The 16,500-nt window shown below is 50.6% G+C and carries 14 protein-coding genes; all 14 read right to left on the bottom strand.

Translation table 11 applies throughout. The annotated features are described in order from the left end of the window. Positions 1 to 54: 54 nt before the first annotated feature. Complete coding sequence (locus MKY96_RS03160) at positions 55 to 1,200, bottom strand: DegT/DnrJ/EryC1/StrS family aminotransferase (protein ID WP_340938590.1); 1,146 nt, start codon at positions 1,198 to 1,200, stop codon at positions 55 to 57. Beyond that, complete coding sequence (locus MKY96_RS03155) at positions 1,200 to 1,838, bottom strand: acetyltransferase (protein WP_340938588.1); 639 nt, start codon at positions 1,836 to 1,838, stop codon at positions 1,200 to 1,202. Before MKY96_RS03155 ends, MKY96_RS03160 begins: the two co-directional genes overlap by 1 nt. 27 nt (positions 1,839 to 1,865) lie before the next feature. Continuing rightward, positions 1,866 to 2,486: a sugar transferase gene (locus tag MKY96_RS03150; protein ID WP_340938586.1), complete on the bottom strand. Its 621-nt coding sequence runs from the start codon at positions 2,484 to 2,486 to the stop codon at positions 1,866 to 1,868. Positions 2,487 to 2,584: 98 nt separating this feature from the next. Continuing rightward, positions 2,585 to 3,637 carry a stalk domain-containing protein gene (locus MKY96_RS03145; protein WP_340938584.1) on the bottom strand — a complete coding sequence of 351 codons (1,053 nt, stop codon included), beginning with the start codon at positions 3,635 to 3,637 and terminating at the stop codon, positions 2,585 to 2,587. Positions 3,638 to 3,639: 2 nt separating this feature from the next. Further along, the gene (locus MKY96_RS03140) at positions 3,640 to 4,320 is read right to left on the bottom strand and encodes a hypothetical protein (RefSeq protein WP_340938583.1); all 681 of its coding nucleotides are present in this window, start codon (positions 4,318 to 4,320) and stop codon (positions 3,640 to 3,642) included. A gap of 23 nt (positions 4,321 to 4,343) precedes the next feature. Beyond that, positions 4,344 to 6,176, bottom strand: coding sequence for a polysaccharide biosynthesis protein (locus tag MKY96_RS03135; RefSeq protein ID WP_340938582.1), 1,833 nt, complete (start codon positions 6,174 to 6,176; stop codon positions 4,344 to 4,346). A 41-nt stretch (positions 6,177 to 6,217) separates the two neighbouring features. Continuing rightward, positions 6,218 to 6,904: a CpsD/CapB family tyrosine-protein kinase gene (locus MKY96_RS03130; RefSeq protein ID WP_340938580.1), complete on the bottom strand. Its 687-nt coding sequence runs from the start codon at positions 6,902 to 6,904 to the stop codon at positions 6,218 to 6,220. Then, positions 6,885 to 7,667: a YveK family protein gene (locus MKY96_RS03125; RefSeq protein WP_076159883.1), complete on the bottom strand. Its 783-nt coding sequence runs from the start codon at positions 7,665 to 7,667 to the stop codon at positions 6,885 to 6,887. The genes MKY96_RS03130 and MKY96_RS03125 overlap by 20 nt, the downstream gene beginning before the upstream one ends. 92 nt (positions 7,668 to 7,759) lie before the next feature. Further along, positions 7,760 to 9,772: an S-layer homology domain-containing protein gene (locus tag MKY96_RS03120; RefSeq protein WP_340938576.1), complete on the bottom strand. Its 2,013-nt coding sequence runs from the start codon at positions 9,770 to 9,772 to the stop codon at positions 7,760 to 7,762. A gap of 92 nt (positions 9,773 to 9,864) precedes the next feature. After that, complete coding sequence (locus MKY96_RS03115) at positions 9,865 to 10,647, bottom strand: tyrosine-protein phosphatase (RefSeq protein ID WP_340938574.1); 783 nt, start codon at positions 10,645 to 10,647, stop codon at positions 9,865 to 9,867. A 101-nt stretch (positions 10,648 to 10,748) separates the two neighbouring features. Continuing rightward, on the bottom strand, positions 10,749 to 11,336 hold the full coding sequence (locus MKY96_RS03110) for a non-ribosomal peptide synthetase module (RefSeq protein WP_340938572.1): 588 nt from the start codon (positions 11,334 to 11,336) through the stop codon (positions 10,749 to 10,751). Between the two features lie 30 nt (positions 11,337 to 11,366). Beyond that, complete coding sequence (yihA, locus tag MKY96_RS03105) at positions 11,367 to 12,032, bottom strand: ribosome biogenesis GTP-binding protein YihA/YsxC (protein ID WP_340938570.1); 666 nt, start codon at positions 12,030 to 12,032, stop codon at positions 11,367 to 11,369. 12 nt (positions 12,033 to 12,044) lie between these two features. Then, entirely contained in the window at positions 12,045 to 14,444 is a 2,400-nt protein-coding gene (gene lon / locus MKY96_RS03100) for an endopeptidase La (RefSeq protein ID WP_340938569.1), read from the bottom strand. Between the two features lie 229 nt (positions 14,445 to 14,673). Further along, the gene (lonB, locus tag MKY96_RS03095) at positions 14,674 to 16,383 is read right to left on the bottom strand and encodes an ATP-dependent protease LonB (protein ID WP_340752032.1); all 1,710 of its coding nucleotides are present in this window, start codon (positions 16,381 to 16,383) and stop codon (positions 14,674 to 14,676) included. Positions 16,384 to 16,500 lie beyond the last annotated feature (117 nt).

Here is a 16,500-nt window from a genome sequence, read left to right as displayed (position 1 = left end):
ATAAATTCCGAGAGCCTTCTCCCTCTGGATAAGCCAGTGTAAGAAATAATATTTTCATTTATTTACCGATGTAAAGATATTTTTAATCGTATTTATAACCAGGCTTTGTTGTTCATTTGTCATGGAAGAACCTGATGGTAGGCAGACTCCATATTGAAACAATTGATTACAAACGTACTCAGTCTCATTATGATAAAAAATAGGTGTATCCAAGAAAACAGGCTGTAAATGCATTGGTTTCCATAAAGGACGAGATTCAATATTCAGCAATTCAAGTTTATTAATGATGTATTCAGGGTTAAATTCCACATTCTCATTTAGAGTTAAAACCGATAACCAGTAATTAGGACTTCCCAAATCAGAAATAGGCATGAAAGAGAATGGAAGTTCTTGTAGTTGATCTTTATACTGTTGAAATATAAACTTTCGGTTATCAATGAATCTGTCCAAAGCTTGAAGTTGCCCCCGCCCAATCCCAGCACAAATATTAGACATCCGGTAATTGTATCCTACCTCTTTATGCTCATAATGCTTCGCAGGTTCTCTAGACTGCGTCGCCCAGAAGCGCATCTTCTTAATAGCCTCTTCGTCGTTAGAAACAACCATTCCACCACCAGAGGTAGTGATAATCTTGTTCCCGTTAAATGAAAAGATACCAATGTGACCAAATGAACCGCATTTCTTCCCCTTATACGAAGCTCCGAGGGCTTCTGCTGCATCTTCAATGACAGGAACATCATATTGCTCACAAATAGGTAGTAATGCATCGTAGTCTGCACTTTGCCCATATAAATCCACTATAATAACTGCCTTTGGCATTTTATTTTCTTTTTTGGCCCACTCGAATGCTTTCTCTAAAGCTATGGGTGACATATTCCAAGTTTCCGGTTCGGAATCAATGAATACAGGATTCGCATACTGATAAAGAATCGGGTTACAGCTTCCTGCAAAAGTTAAATCTGAACAAAATACATAATCACCAGGACCTACATCAAAGTATTTCAGTGCCAGGTGAATTCCTGCAGTACCTGATGACAAGGCAAGCCCATGCTCCATGCCAACATAGGCGCAGATCTCTTCTTCGAACATATCAACGTTAGTACCTAAAGGGGCAATCCAGTTACTATCGAATGCCTCCTGTATGTATTTCATTTCATTTCCACTCATATGTGGAGGTGATAAATAAATACGTTCCTGCATTACGATTCATCTCCAAAGCATTTTTTTGTTTGTGCTGGTACACCTGCTACCATTACACTATCAGGAATATCATTAATTACTACAGCGCCAGCGGCAACAATCACATTGGAGCCTATAGTGATATTATTTACGATCTTCGACCCTACACCTAGCCAAGTGAAATCATTAATTGTAACTGTTCCGCTAACATTGGTGCCAGGAGAAATATGAACCCCATTCCCAATCACACAATCATGATCAATCGTACTTGAAGTATTAAGGATGCATCCCTTTGCGATCCTAGCGTTTGCATTGACCACAACCCCAGCGAGAACTACAGTACCGGACTCAATTTCACAGAATTCACTTAATATGCTGGAGGGATGAATTATTACAGGGATTTTGTAGCCTGCTTGTTCAAGTGTAGTCAGCCAAGTCAATCTATTGTGATTATTCCCGATGGCAACGATCGCATTAGAATATGTCTCTTTATAGTTAGGATAAGTATCGAAACCTCCAATAACAGGAATCCCTATCACTTTTTTAAGAGAACTATCATTGTCCAAAAAAGCTATCTCATCCCATAGACCAGTACGCATAGCTGTTTCAGCGACAACCTTACCATGTCCTCCAGCCCCCAATATCAATAAGTTTCCCAATGAAATCACCTGACCTTGATAGAATAATCAGCTTTCAATTGTATTGCCACCCGTAAAGACTGGCATCGTATCTGTCTGAGAGTTGTTAACCCCTTCTCTAATCAAAACATTCTTAACCGTTTTCCAGAAAATTTTCATATCGAGCTTTAAATTAATATGATCAACATACCAAACGTCGTAATCGAACTTTTCTTGCCAACTGATTGTGTTTCTTCCATTCACTTGAGCCCACCCTGATATCCCTGGTGTAACTTCATGTCTACGATTTTGTTCAGGGGTATAATATTCAAGATATTTGACTAACAGAGGACGCGGTCCAATAAAGCTCATATCCCCTTTAAGAATGTTAAACAATTGTGGCAGTTCGTCAATGCTTGTCTTACGCAAAAAAGAACCTACCTTAGTCATTCTTTGAATATCGGGCAAAAGATCCCCCTGCGCATCCGTCTCTAGAGACATTGTCCTAAACTTGTAAACCGTAAAGATTTTGCAATTCTTTCCGGGGCGTTTTTGCTTAAATAAAGCAGGCCCCTTAGAGCTAATCTTCACAGCTATAATTGCTGCTATCATAAAGGGCGAACTTAGTACAATAAGCACACATGCAATGAGCCAATCAACAACCCTTTTTACTACTAAGTATGGCCTCATTCACCATCAACCTCTGTTTTCAGATATTGAAAATAGCGGATGTTAACCCGCCATCTTCTCGACAATGTCTCTTATTAGGTAAAACTGTTTCACACCTATTATTTCCCCATACCCTCAGCCGCAGCTCTTCCCTTATCTAACTCAGCCTCGAAGGCCGCTCTATACTGAGCAATAATAGCTGTGCTATATCCATTAGTGTTTAGTTTTTGTTCAGCGTCAGCGATTATACTGTTAAATGAGGCTTTGAAAGAAGCTAGTTGCTCTAACCCTTTGGCCTTGATACTTTGCTTGGTTGCAGCATCTGTAGCACCCACATATTCAAAGGCAATTGCTAACAATGTAGATGTACTCTGTGCCTGTAGCGCGCTCAGCTTGGCTTCGGTGTCACTGGTAATACTCTCATAAGAAATCTTACCGGACCCTGTTCCTGCCGATCCTGAACCGCCTGCTGCTCCACCTGGTTCAGCCGTTGGAGTTGCTGCTGGTGCCGGAGTAGGGCTTGCAGATGGACTTGTTCCCTTGTCGGTTGGTTTCGCAGAAGCTGTATTTTCTTCGTAGTTCTTGGAATTTGCTGTAATGGTCTTTGTCTTCGTATTCCAGCTAATGGAATTTCCTACAGATTCCGATAAGAATCTTAGGGGGACATAGATCGAGCCGTTCAGCAGATAACTGGACTGGCCTTGGGGCAATGCCTTCGTACTCCCGTTAAATACATAACTTGCCTTAACGTTGTTAAGCGTAATATTCTTGGCAGCAAAAGAAGGACTGGAAGTCGCATTCATCAGGTATTCCTTAATGACTACCATCTCTGAGCTGCTTGGCTCCGCTACGGATACCTTCAGGTTCTTGGCATCCCAGCTTACGCTCTTCTGTAGGGCATATGACATGAAGCGTAAAGGAACATAAGTGGTGTTATTGTACATGAACACATGTTGTCCAGCGGGCGGCTGTAGTGCTACACCGTCGAATAGCATGGTCACATCTACATTCTGTACTTTGATAGCATTGGACGCCTTGATGGGAGCAGCTGTTGCAGTGGCTACAGGAGTAGCTGCCGCTACGGTGGTAACCGGAGCCGATGCTGTCAGGGGCTCACAGCCCATTAAGGCTACGCTCAGAAGTGCTGCTGCAGGAATCTTGATCTTGAACATGCCTATTCACTTCCTTTTTCTTGGGCTTTAAGCTTTTCTTCTTCAGCCAGGATCTGATCCCGGGTCTTGCCTTGGCTGACGCCGTACTTCTTGGCAATCTGAGCAAGCTCGTTATACTGCTCCTCTGAGACCTTGCCGAGGATAATGCTGCGGGCTTCCCGCTTCTCTTCATTGGTTAAGCCGCCTTGGGCTAACTCTTGCAATCTCTTAATATCTGATACACTGAGCTGCTTGGCTACGATGGCTGCCACATTCGCTTTATCTGTGATCGTTACGTTCTCTTGAACTTCCTTGGCCTTGTCCGTAGAAATGTGGGCTAATCCATCCACACCCGCAGGGGTTGGAGCAGGAGTGCTTGCAGGCTTGTCTGTATTGGCAGGCTTGTCCGTACCACTAGTAGTCTGATCTCCGGTCCCGCCGGATGCAGGTGTACTATCCGGTGCAGAGCTTGAAGCCGGATCAGCGGAAGCTGCTGGCTCCGCAGACGGGTCACTATCTGCTACGACAGGTTCAATCACTTGTCCTTGAGGGACACTAGGCGTATTGCCAGCTTCCACATCGAAGCCGCCTGCCATGGAGTTCATCAGCTTGTCAACAGCATAATTGGCCGCGAATAGTCCGCTGGCTCCTAACACCACGATGACCGACAGCGTCCAGATCAATACTTTTTTCCATCTTTTCACTTCAGGTACCTCCAACTCTCTAATTAGCTAATGGCTGCCTGGATAACTGGCTGCATCGGTACGATCTGGTTAATCACTTCGCGGATGGCTTCCGCATCTTCGGTGATCACCCGTTCCAACCGTTTGAATTCCAGCTCCATCTGGCTCCGGGTGATGACATTAGGTCTGCCGATGAAGATCCGGTCATGCTGAGTGGAACCCAGGTTCTCCTCATCGGTCAACAGTTCTTCATACAGCTTCTCGCCTTCACGGATGCCGGAGAAGGTGATGTCGATGTCCTTGTAAGGCTCGTAACCGGACAGTGTGATTAAGTCCTCGGCCAGAGTCAGGATCCTAACTGGTGCTCCCATATCCAGGACAAATACTTCTCCGCCATTCGCGAAGGAACCGGACTGGATCACCAGTTGAACGGCTTCAGGAATAGTCATGAAGTAACGGACCATCTCGGGATGCGTTACGGTGACAGGTCCACCGGCGGCAATCTGCTGCTTGAAGGCGGGAATGACACTGCCCCGGCTGCCCAGTACGTTACCGAACCGTACCGCAGAGAACTTGGTAGGGCTTGTTACATTGAGACTCTGCACATACATCTCGGCAATCCGCTTCGTGGCTCCCATGACGCTGGTAGGGTTCACGGCCTTGTCGGATGAGATCATCACGAAGCGCTCTGCACCATACATGTCTGCACAGTCGGCTACATTGCGGGTCCCGAAGACATTGTTCTTGATCGCTTCGGAAGGGTTGCGCTCCATCAGAGGAACGTGCTTATGTGCTGCCGCATGAAAGACCACCTGCGGCTTATAGCTCTGGAATACATCCATTAACCGGGTGCGGTCCTGAACATCGGCAATCACGGTCACGATCTCCAGGTAAGGGAAGCTCTTGCGCAGTTCCATCTCAATGGTATAGATACTATTCTCGCCGTGTCCTAGAATCATCAGCTTGTCCGGTGCAAAAGGAGCGATCTGGCGGCATAGCTCTGATCCGATCGAACCGCCTGCGCCCGTAACCAGTACGGTCTTGTTATGAACATAGCCCAGAATACTGTTCATGTCTGCCACAATCGGCTCACGGCCCAGAAGGTCTTCTACGCTGACATCGCGGAGCTTCTTGACAGAGATCTTGCCGGCGATCAGGTCATTCAGTGCCGGAATAATCTTCAGCTTCGCACCTGTAGCCTTGGCCAGATTAATAATCTCGGATATTTGGGTTCTGGAGACCGAGGGCATCGCGATAATAATCTCGTGAATCTCCTTCTCCTTCACAATCCGTGGAATGTCATAACGGTTACCCAGTACAGGTACACCCAGAATGGACAGGTGATATTTATCTGCGCTGTCATCAATGAATCCAACCAGCCGGGTACTCGCGAAGGAAGGTCCCGTCAGTTCTTTGGCAATCAGAATTCCGCAATCTCCGGCCCCGACAATAAGTGTATGAAGCTCAGTATTCTTATTGTTGCTCCGGTCACTGCGGAAGACTCTCCAGAAGAAGCGGACGCCCCCAACCAGCAGCAGAACCGTCTCCATCGACCGGACTTCTATGCTGAATGGCACGCGCTCGGGCAGGATCATATATGCGGCAGCGTAAGATAACACTGCTCCTACTACAATAGCTTTGAGAACCGATATAATCTCGTTAATACTGGCATATTGCCACATTCTGCGGTAGAGTCCGAAGTAGACCAGGCTTCCCCCGACGGCCACCGTGGAGATTACGCCGAACACGATCATCTGTACCACATATTCCGGCGGGATCTCATTGTAGAACCGGAACAGGTAGGACGTCACGATGCTGAACCATATGATCGCAATATCGATCATGAATAATACCAACACTCTGGTTTTGGCTGTCATTTTCAGTGCCTCCAAAAACAACATTTTATCTATTCAACAATTCAATTGCCATAGTAGTAATAGTAATAGCCTTCACTGGCCTTGCGCTTCACGTTGTTAAGGACCACGCCCAGCATCCTGGCCCCGACCCGGTCCAAATTGTCCTTGGCCTTGGCAGCAATATCCCGCTTCACCTTACCGTAGCTGACCACCATGATTACGCCATCACTCTTGGAGGCAACAATCTGTGCATCTGTAACGGCCAATAGCGGCGGTGTATCAATCAGAATGACATCATATAACTGGCGCAGCTCCTGCAGCACCGCACTCATCCGGTTGGAGGCCATCATCTCCGCAGGGTTCGGAGGAATCGGGCCGGATGTCATTAGATACAGGTTGTTCACACCCGATTCCTGAATCACATCGGACAGATTCGCCTGCTGCGAGAGCAAGGAGGACAACCCATACCGGTTACTCAGTGAGAAAGTCTTATGCGCTGTAGGCTTACGCAAGTCACCGTCGATCAGCAGCACCTTCTTATCCGCTTGCGCGTACGCAGCGGCCAGGTTAGCGGTAACGGTTGACTTCCCTTCCTCCGGTCCGGAAGAAGTGACCATAATAATCTGGATCTGTTCATCTACAGAGGAGAAATCAATGTTCGTGCGCAGTGCCCGAAAGGCTTCGGATACCGGCGAACGCGGGTTGGTCACGGTGATCAGATGGCGTTGTTTATTTGGCTGCTGTGACATGCTCGAGTTCCCCCGCCTTTCTGCTCTGTGTCTGAGCCTGCTGCCCGGTGGTTTTGGTTTCTTCCTGGCCCAGCCGGGTAATCATAGCTATAGTTGGAAGTCCAAGGTATTTCTTAATGTCGTCTTCTGTCTTCAGCGTATCATCGAGATACTCCAGCAGGAAGGCAATCCCCAGACCAATCATCAGGGATACGATAAAAGCAATGGCGAGGTTCATGACCACATTCGGCTCTACCGGTCCGGGTGCAACTGGCGGATTAAGCTTGGCTTCGTTGAGGATGGACACATTCTGTACGTTGAACAAGGACGGAATCTCCTGCTTAAATACAAGTGATATGGCATTCACGATCTCTGCGGCTCTCTGGTATGAATTATCTCGAACGACAAGTGTCATCACCTGCGTATTATTTACAGAACTCACGTTAACCTTCTTCAGCATTTCCTCTGCCGTAATCCCGAACTGCGGGTAGTTCTTGGCCACAACATCGAGGATCGCCGGGGTCTTGATAATTTCCTTGTACGTATTAATCAGCTGAATGTTGGTATTGATCTGATTCAGATCCAGCTGTGCTGCCGTAGCTTGGGTAGGCGTCTGATTAACAATGATCTTCGTTGAAGCTTCATAGACCGGATTCTTGATATATAAGCTGTAGATCCCGGCAAGAACACAAGCCACGATAACAATGCTGATAATCATCCACAGTCTCTTCCTGACAATCTGGAAATAATCGCGCAAATCCAATTCTTGTGCTGACAAGTGCATTTCCCTCCAAGCTGTAAATTCTTATACCCTATATCCTAAAAAAGTGCCTCCTCTCTATACGACGAGAGGAGGCTCTCCACAATACTATTTACTTACTTGAAGTTGATTGTACGGTAGATAATTACTGCAGCTTCAGCACGTGTAGCTGTGTTGTTAGGGTTAAACTTGCCGGCGTTGCCGATAACCAGGTTATTGCTGGCAGCGAAGGCTACTCCGTCTTTCAGGGAAGCAGCGATCTTGCCTGCATCGGAGAACTTGCTCAGAGAGCTGACATTCGTTGCAGCTTCCGGCTTCTGCGATTTCACGGCACGGGCAATCATTGTTGCCATCTCAGCACGGGTAATCGTTGCATTCGGATCAAACTGGGCTGCACTGCGTCCAGTAATGATGCCCTTCTCAGCAGCAACTGCTACGTAAGGAGCATACCAGGAAGTGGAGCTTACATCGCCGAAGCTCTGCTTCGCGGAGTTGTTCTCCAGGTTCAGTGCGCGGATCAGCATCTTGGCGAACTCTGCACGGGTTACATTGTTCTTCGGAGCAAAGTTACCGTTGCCTACGCCTTCAATAGCGCCCTTGGCTGCTACAACCGAGATCTGTCTTCCAGCCCAGGCTTGAACACTGGCAACATCCTTGAAGCTTACTTTGTTCTCAAGTACAGCGTAGGAGGAGAAGCCGTCACGCGGTTCAGTGATGTGATCACCATCTACAACACCACCCTGGAATTGCAGTGCCCCGTATACTACCTTCGCTACGGACAGCAGTTCACGGTCAAGGCCTTCTGTATTCTTAAGCGGCAGCTTGATGATGATTGGCTGCTGGAACGTTGTTGTAGCAACGCCGCCTACAGTCAGTTCGAAATCATACACGCTTGAGGCCAGCTTCAGGCTGGACACAGAGGTTACGGTTGTATCTGCTACGGTGGAAGCGGTCAGGGTAATAGCTTCACTGAACTGTCCTACCGGAATCGTTACGGTCAAGCCGTTGAAGGTAATGGCGATGTTGGCAATGCCTTTGGCCTTGGCTGCTTCGATGATTGCTTTGGACAATGGCACTTCTACCGTTGCCGCATTCACTGTACCCAGGTTCAGGGTAAGCGTAAGACCTGTCTTACCGGCATTGGCAGCAACCAGTGCATCGAAGGCTTTCAGTACGTCAGCATCTACGAGCTTCAGGGTTGCTTTGTCGCCTACAATCGTTACCAGCTTGGATACATCGTATACACCTGGTGTAGCTGTAGGGTTCGTAACTGGAGTTGTTACTGTGCCGCCACCGCCGCTAGTGTTACCACCAGGGGTTCCAGGCTCAGTAGTTCCTCCACTAGTCGGGTAAGCTCTCAGATAAGCTAAAGCAAGGGCCTTCACAGCAGGCGTAGTTGTTGGAACTGTATCCTTCAGGTTCTTCAGACTGAGCTTAATATCAGCAGGAGTAATATTCAGGTTGTATACTACTTGACTTACTGTTAGTCCACCCTCAACTGTGTTATGGTTCAGAACTTTGGTGATCGCTTCATCCAGCAATGCATTGAAAGCCTCATTAGTGCTGGAAGCATTCGCAAGCAGGTTCACCAATTCGGCACCGGACTTATTGCTGATCAATGTGCGAAGTTCAGCTTCAACGCCTTTGTCGCCGAACAGGAATTCAGTGAAGTCTTCAGCTGTAAGATTCTTTACGCCAGCCTTAGCTGCAATTCTCTTCAGCAGATCCACGTTCTTCTCATCATAGCGGATCTCCTTAATTGCAGTGTAATCCTTGTCATATACATCGTAGACTACACTGGATACACTAGTGAATGCTTTATGGGCAGTTGCAAGATCTTCAGTCTCTAAGGCAAGCTTGGAAAGTACTGGTTGGAAAATCTGTTCGAAAACTTCAGCGCTGATATTGCCTGCTTCCTTTTCATAAGCAAGAAGTGCTTGTCTCTCAGTCTCTGTCAGTTGAGCATAAATCTTCTCAACCTTCGTCTTCACATCTGCTTGAGATACAGCCGCGGACGCGGTACTGATTCCAAAATGTTCAGCCAGCCCCTTGCTGCTGAACGGGAATCCGGCAACGGATGCCGCTGCCATGCTTACTGCTAGTGTAGATACTGCTAATTTTTTCTTCAAAGTCACTTGTCATCCACCTCTTATTATGTATTTGTATTAATACTAGTGCAAGAATCCAGTAATACCCATTCTACCATTAATGACACGGAAGGTCACCCTTTACGAGAAAAAAATCCGAACAATCTATGAAGTTTGCTGTTGGATTGAATAGAATTAACTCGAATAATCTCCTTATTTGCAAGGATATCGCGCGCATTATGTTGAAAAAAGTCGAATGATTCTTCTCCCAATTCCCGCCGCACCACCCCGTAAGCTTCGCTTAATCCAAAGGGACGATGCATAGAATCATGCGCATCCGATGCAATAATATGCACGGCATGCTTCCGGCATAATTCGAGCGACAGCTTCTGCAGCTTACTCCCGAAGACGCCGGCTATACTCTGTGCGGTTACCTGTCCCAGGGCGCCAAGCTCTATTAACCGCAGCAGCTTAGACGGATCGGCAGCAACCTCCGCATTGCGCTCCGGGTGGGCGATAACCGGCACCATTCCCTGGATAACCAGCTCATGACAGGTCTCTTCCATCGTGCGGGGCACCCGTGAAGAGGGCATCTCCAGCAGAATATACCGGGAACCAGCAAGCGTCAGCAGTTGTCCCCGCTCCAGATCATCGAGCAGTTCTCCGTAGATCCGGATCTCCTGCCCCGGCAGCACGACCAGCGGATTGCCTGCCTCCTGCAGCTTCGCATTCAGCACCCGCACCGCCGCTTCAATCTCCGGGGCCGGATTCATATAGACTCCGTTCGCATGGTGGGGGGTAGCCACTACAGTTGTAATACCATCGTTATGGGCGTCAAGCGCCATGGCGAGAGCGGCGTCGTAATCAGCGGCTCCGTCATCCATGAAGGGTAGAATGTGGCTATGGATATCTATCATATGTTGTTTATCGGTCCTTTCGTAGAGGATATGTATAGTTTTCGCAAAAAAATACAACCATTTCACTAGGAAATGATTGCCATATTTCGAAACATTATCACTTATGCTTCCAGTCGGAACAGCCGGCCGGCCGCCTCTGCAAGTCTCTCATCGACTTCCTTAATCACTGCCTCTTGCTGACTGCGGTTGCGCAGATCAAGCAATCTATCAGTCTCTTGCCGGAGCTGCTCAATCTCACATTCTACGCTCTGACGCTTGTAGACAGCCAGCATCTCTGCCACTGAATATTTATGCTGATAGATCAGCTTAGTGCCGCCCGGCCTTACTTCCGAGATCCGGCGCACCGAGCCGCCTTCATAGTAGTACATCATTGTAAGATCTTTATAAATCCGGTTTACGGTCCCTGTGCCCTTATACATGAAGAATAGTTTGCGCACTGCATTAATCAGATGAGGATTCACCACCCTGCAGGATAAGGAACCCATATAGATGCCGCCTTTGCGTTCAAAAGACAGATGGACCTCCTCGCCTCCGGCCTCCTCCAGCACAATCTCCTGTTCGCCCGCGCCTAGTACCTTCACACGGTGACTGATATAGCTGGTATCGGCGGTCAGCAGAAACTGGTTCAGCTGAAATTCAGTCATTTGCATCGTTGCATTCACATATTCCATCGCCAGACGCTGAGCCATAAACATCCCTCAATTCTTAATGACAAACCCTTAAGTCTCGGAAGGCGCTTCATGCTGCGGTTCATCCCCGGAATTCTGATCATCCGGATCTGCCGGAAGCTCTTCTTCGGTGGGTAGAGTATGTCTATCTATAAGTTCCCATAATTCGTCTTTACCAAGTCCAATCTCAGATGAATACGCAATGAAGCTGTCTCCCGGCAGCACACCGAGCTCCTGCTTCATTACCTTGATATGCTTCGGCCAGCGGGTCTTCGGAATTTTGTCCGCTTTGGTAGCCACTACGCAGAGCGGCAGATCGTAGTGCTTCAGCCAGTCAAACATCATCTTGTCATTGGCCGTCGGCGGGTGGCGCAGATCCACGACAAGCAGGACCATCTTCAGCGTCTCGCGTTCCGCCATGTACTTCTCGACCATTTTGCCCCAGGAGGCGCGCTGTGTCTTCGAGACCTTGGCATAGCCATAGCCCGGGAAGTCAACGAAATACATGCTCTCATTCACAAGATAATAGTTCATATGCTGCGTCTTGCCCGGCGTAGAACTGGTGCGGGCCAGATTCTTGCGGTTAATCATGCGGTTGATCAGAGAGGACTTCCCTACATTGGAGCGCCCTGCCAGAGCAATCTCCGGCAAGGCATCCACAGGGTATTGGTCAGGGCCTACGGCACTGATAATAAATTCGGCGTTGTTAACTTTCATAAGACTTCCTTTCTAATGCACACTACTGGGCGCTTCAATGCTTATTTCTGTATCTGTATCTGAGTCTGAGCCGGTGTTAACGTCTTCTGCATGATCTACGAGCGCGTGCTTCAGCACCTGGTCCATATGGGATACCGGCACGAACTCGACATCATTACGGACACTCTCAGGAATATCCTTGAGGTCGCGTTCATTGTCCTTCGGCATAAGAATCTTCTTGTAGCCTGCACGGTGGGCGGCCAGGGACTTCTCCTTCAAGCCTCCGATCGGCAATACGCGTCCGCGCAGTGTGATCTCGCCGGTCATGGCCACATGCTTGGAGACATAACGCTTGGTGAGCGCGGAGATCAGGGCCGTGGCGATGGTAATCCCTGCGGACGGGCCGTCCTTGGGAATCGCTCCTTCGGGAATATGGATGTGAATATCGTTCTTCTCGTGAAAATCAGGGGCAAGCCCCAGCTCCTCCGCCTTCGAGCGGGTATAGCTGAAGGCGGCCTGCGCCGACTCCTTCATTACATCGCCCAGCTGTCCGGTCAGCGTCAGCTTCCCGGTGCCCTGAACCACCGTGACTTCAATCAGCAGCGTATCGCCGCCAACCTCTGTCCAGGCCAGCCCGGTAACGGTACCGATCTGATCCTCCAGCTCTGCCATTCCATAACGGAACTTGGAGGCTCCCAAGTAATCCTTGATCTCCTCCGGAAGAATGCTGACGCGTTCCTTCTCTTCCGAGACAATCTGCTTCGCCGCCTTGCGGCAGAGGGCAGCAATCTGCTGCTCCAGATTCCGCACCCCGGATTCGCGGGTGTACTCGCGGACAATCTTCAGCAGCGTATCGTCGCCGATGGACAGCTGCTCTTCCGCAAGGCCATGGCTCTTGCGCTGCTTCGGCAGCAGATAACGGCTGGCAATCTGCAGCTTCTCCAGCTCCGTATAGCCGGGAATGAACAGCATCTCCATCCGGTCCAGCAGCGGACGCGGAATGTTGTGCACGGCATTCGCCGTAGTGACGAACATGACGTTCGACAGGTCGAACGGCAGCTCTACGAAGTGATCGCTGAACGTATTGTTCTGTTCCGGGTCCAGCACCTCCAGCAGGGCTGCCGACGGATCGCCGCGGAAGTCCGCTGCCATCTTATCGATCTCATCCAGCAGGAAGACCGGGTTGATGCTGCCTGCCGTCTTCATCCCCTGGATGATCCGGCCCGGCATTGCGCCGACATACGTACGTCGGTGACCCCGGATCTCGGCTTCATCCCGCACGCCGCCCAGCGAGATGCGGACGAACTTGCGGTTCAGGGAGCGGGCGATGGAGCGGGCGAGCGAGGTTTTGCCGACGCCCGGAGGACCTACCAGACATAGAATCGGCCCCTTCAGACCCTTGACCAGCTTCTGCACGGCCAGGTATTCCAATACCCGTTCCTTTGGCTTCTCCAGACCATAGTGGTCTGCGTCCAGCACCTCTTCCGCCTTGCGGATATCCAGATCATCTTCCGTGGCGTCACTCCATGGCAGACCAAGCAGCCAATCCACGTAGTTGCGGATGACGCTGCCTTCGGCCGAGCTTGCCGGCATTTTCTCCAGACGGTCGATCTCCTTCAGGATCTTCTCCTGCACCCGCTCCGGCAGATTCTTCTCTTCCATCTGGGTGCGCAGCTCATCGGCTTCACCAGCCCGGCCTTCCTTCTCGCCAAGCTCCTTCTGGATCGCTTTCATCTGCTCGCGCAGGTAATATTCCTTCTGGGTCTTCTCCATCTGCTTCTTCACGCGCTGGCTGATCTTGCGTTCGAGCTCCAGCACTTCGCGCTCATTATTGAGAATATCGAGCAGCTTCTCCAGACGCTTGCTGACGTCAATGGTCTCCAGGATCTCCTGTTTGTCCTTGATCTTCAGCGCCAGATGACTGGTGATGACATCCGCCAGCCGCCCGGGCTCCTCGATATCGGAGACCGCAGCAAGTGTCTCCGGCGTTACTTTTTTGGACAAAGTGATGTAGTGTTCGAACTGGCTCAGCACGCTGCGCATCAGGGCATCGCTCTCCTGATCCACATCCTCCTGCTCCGGCAGCTCACGCGCCATCACCTCATAGTACTCCTCGTTGTCCGTATAATGAATGATCTCAGCCCGCTCTACGCCTTCCACCAGCACACGGATCGTACCATTGGGAAGCTTCAGCATCTGCCGCACATTCGCCACCGTACCCACGCGGAATATATCCTCTTGTCCCGGCTCCTCAATATTGACTTCAGACTGGGAGCAGAGCAGAATCAAATTATCTTCAACCATAGCTTTCTCTAATGCCCGGACGGACTTCTCACGGCCTACATCCAGATGCAGAACCATACTGGGATAGACAAGAAGACCTCTAAGCGGTAATAAAGGAAAACGACGACCTTTGGATTTATTTTGTATCATCGCTTTCGCACCTCCCATGGTTCATAAGTTGTGTCATATGCATTCATTCTAACAAAAGCCGCATGAAAACACCAACAACCCGTGTCCGCAATTGGCGTTATTGGCACGCTTACCCATCGGTATGTAGTATTCGCTGAACATTCGTGTCCTATGCCGCCGCTCTCCCCTACTCAGCCATAAAAAATCCCCCGGCAGCTGCCCGCCAGGGGATTTCTATTCTGTGCCTGTCTTACCCGGGCATACTCTCGCCCGAAGCGTCCGCCTTCAGCAGCGAAGGCGCCGAAGAGAACGTCTCGCCGGATACGGCGGGCATCCGGATGTCTGCCGTGTCGGTGCCGAACAGGTGGCGGAAGACTTCCTCCACCGTGTCCACGGGGATCACCCGCAACGCGCCGAGATCGGCGAACAGCGACTGCCAGTTCTCCTTCGGAATCAGCACAGTCGTTGCTCCCGCCTGGAAGGCCGCCTCCACCTTGGCGACCACGCCGCCGACCGGCTTCACCCGGCCATGGATGCCAACCTCGCCGGTGATCGCCACCGTGTTGTCCACCGGCAGCTGCCGGATGGCGGAGACGATGGCCACCGCCATGGCCACCCCGGCGGACGGACCGTCAATCGGCGTCCCGCCGGGGAAGTTAATGTGCAGGTCATACTTGTCCGGCTCCAGCTTCATGGAGCGCAGGACGGTCAGCACATTCTCAATCGAGCCCCGGGCCATGCTCTTGCGCCGCACAGTCCGCGAGCCTCCGCGTGTCTCCTCTTCATCGACTACCCCGGTGATATTCAGCCTGCCCGGCCCGTTAAGTGCTGGCGCGGCTGAGACCTCAATCTCCAGCAGTGTGCCCATGCCGGGCCCGTAGACGGCAAGGCCGTTGACCAGTCCGACCTGCGGGGCGGATGGTATCTTACGCTCCGTCCGCAGCGGCAGCTGGCTGCTGCTGGCGACCCATTCCACTTCCGCTGCGCTCAGCGTATCCCGGCCTTCGGTCAACGCAAGGCCCGCAGCCAGCTGAATCATATTCACCGCCTCACGGCCGTTCGTAGCGTACTGCTGCACGACCTCGACCGCTTCGGGGCTTGGCTTCAGCCCAATCTTCTGGACGGCATCCCGTCCGATCACGGCAATCTCCTCCGGCAGCAGCGGACGGAAATAAATCTCCATGCAGCGCGAACGCAGCGCCGGCGAGATCTCGTCCGGCGACCGTGTCGTGGCACCGACCAGCCGGAAATCGGCAGGCAGGCCATTCTGGAAAATATCATGGATATACGCTGGTGTATTGCTGTCCTCCGAGTTGTAATAGGCGCTCTCCAGCAGTACCTTGCGGTCCTCCAGTACCTTCAGCAGCTTATTCATCTGAATCGGATGCAGTTCGCCAATCTCATCGAGGAACAGAATTCCGCCATGCGCCTTGGTCACCGCTCCCGGCTTCGGCTGCGGAACTCCCGCTACTCCCATGGCTCCTGCTCCCTGATAGATCGGATCATGCACGGAGCCGATCAGCGGATCGGCAATTCCGCGCTCATCGAAGCGCGCCGTAGTGGCGTCGATCTCGGTGAATTTGGCATCGCGTTTGAATGGCGATAACGCATTCTTCTTCGCTTCTTCCATAACTACCCGCGCCGCTGCCGTCTTGCCTACACCCGGCGGCCCGTAGATAATAACATGCTGCGGATTCGCACTGCATAACGCGGCCTTCAAGGCACGCAGCCCGTCCTTCTGTCCGACGATGTCGTCGATGGAGGCGGGGCGTGTCTTTTCCGAGAGCGGCTTGGTCAGTGAGATCATCCGCATCTTCCGCAGCTTGTCCAGCTCCTTGCGCGATTCCCGGTCCACCGCCGTCTTGTTCGTCTTCTGTCCCCGCAGCAGATTCCAAAAATAAACGCCGATGACCAGCGCGAAAAAGAGCTGCACGACCATCAGCAATATACTTAGTTCCATAGGTCACCCTCCTGTATCCTTCCGTCTGCATGTTCTGTATTCAGCTTCTACTAGGTAGTATAGCCGTTTCAAACATTCGTAAACTCCGGCGGCAAAAAAACAGGAACCGCACCGCCC

Source organism: Paenibacillus sp. FSL R7-0302, assembly GCF_038006885.1.
Lineage (GTDB): Bacteria > Bacillota > Bacilli > Paenibacillales > Paenibacillaceae > Paenibacillus_AQ.
The sequence above is the reverse complement of the archived record's forward strand: the minus strand, read 5'-3'. Positions and strand labels throughout refer to the sequence as shown.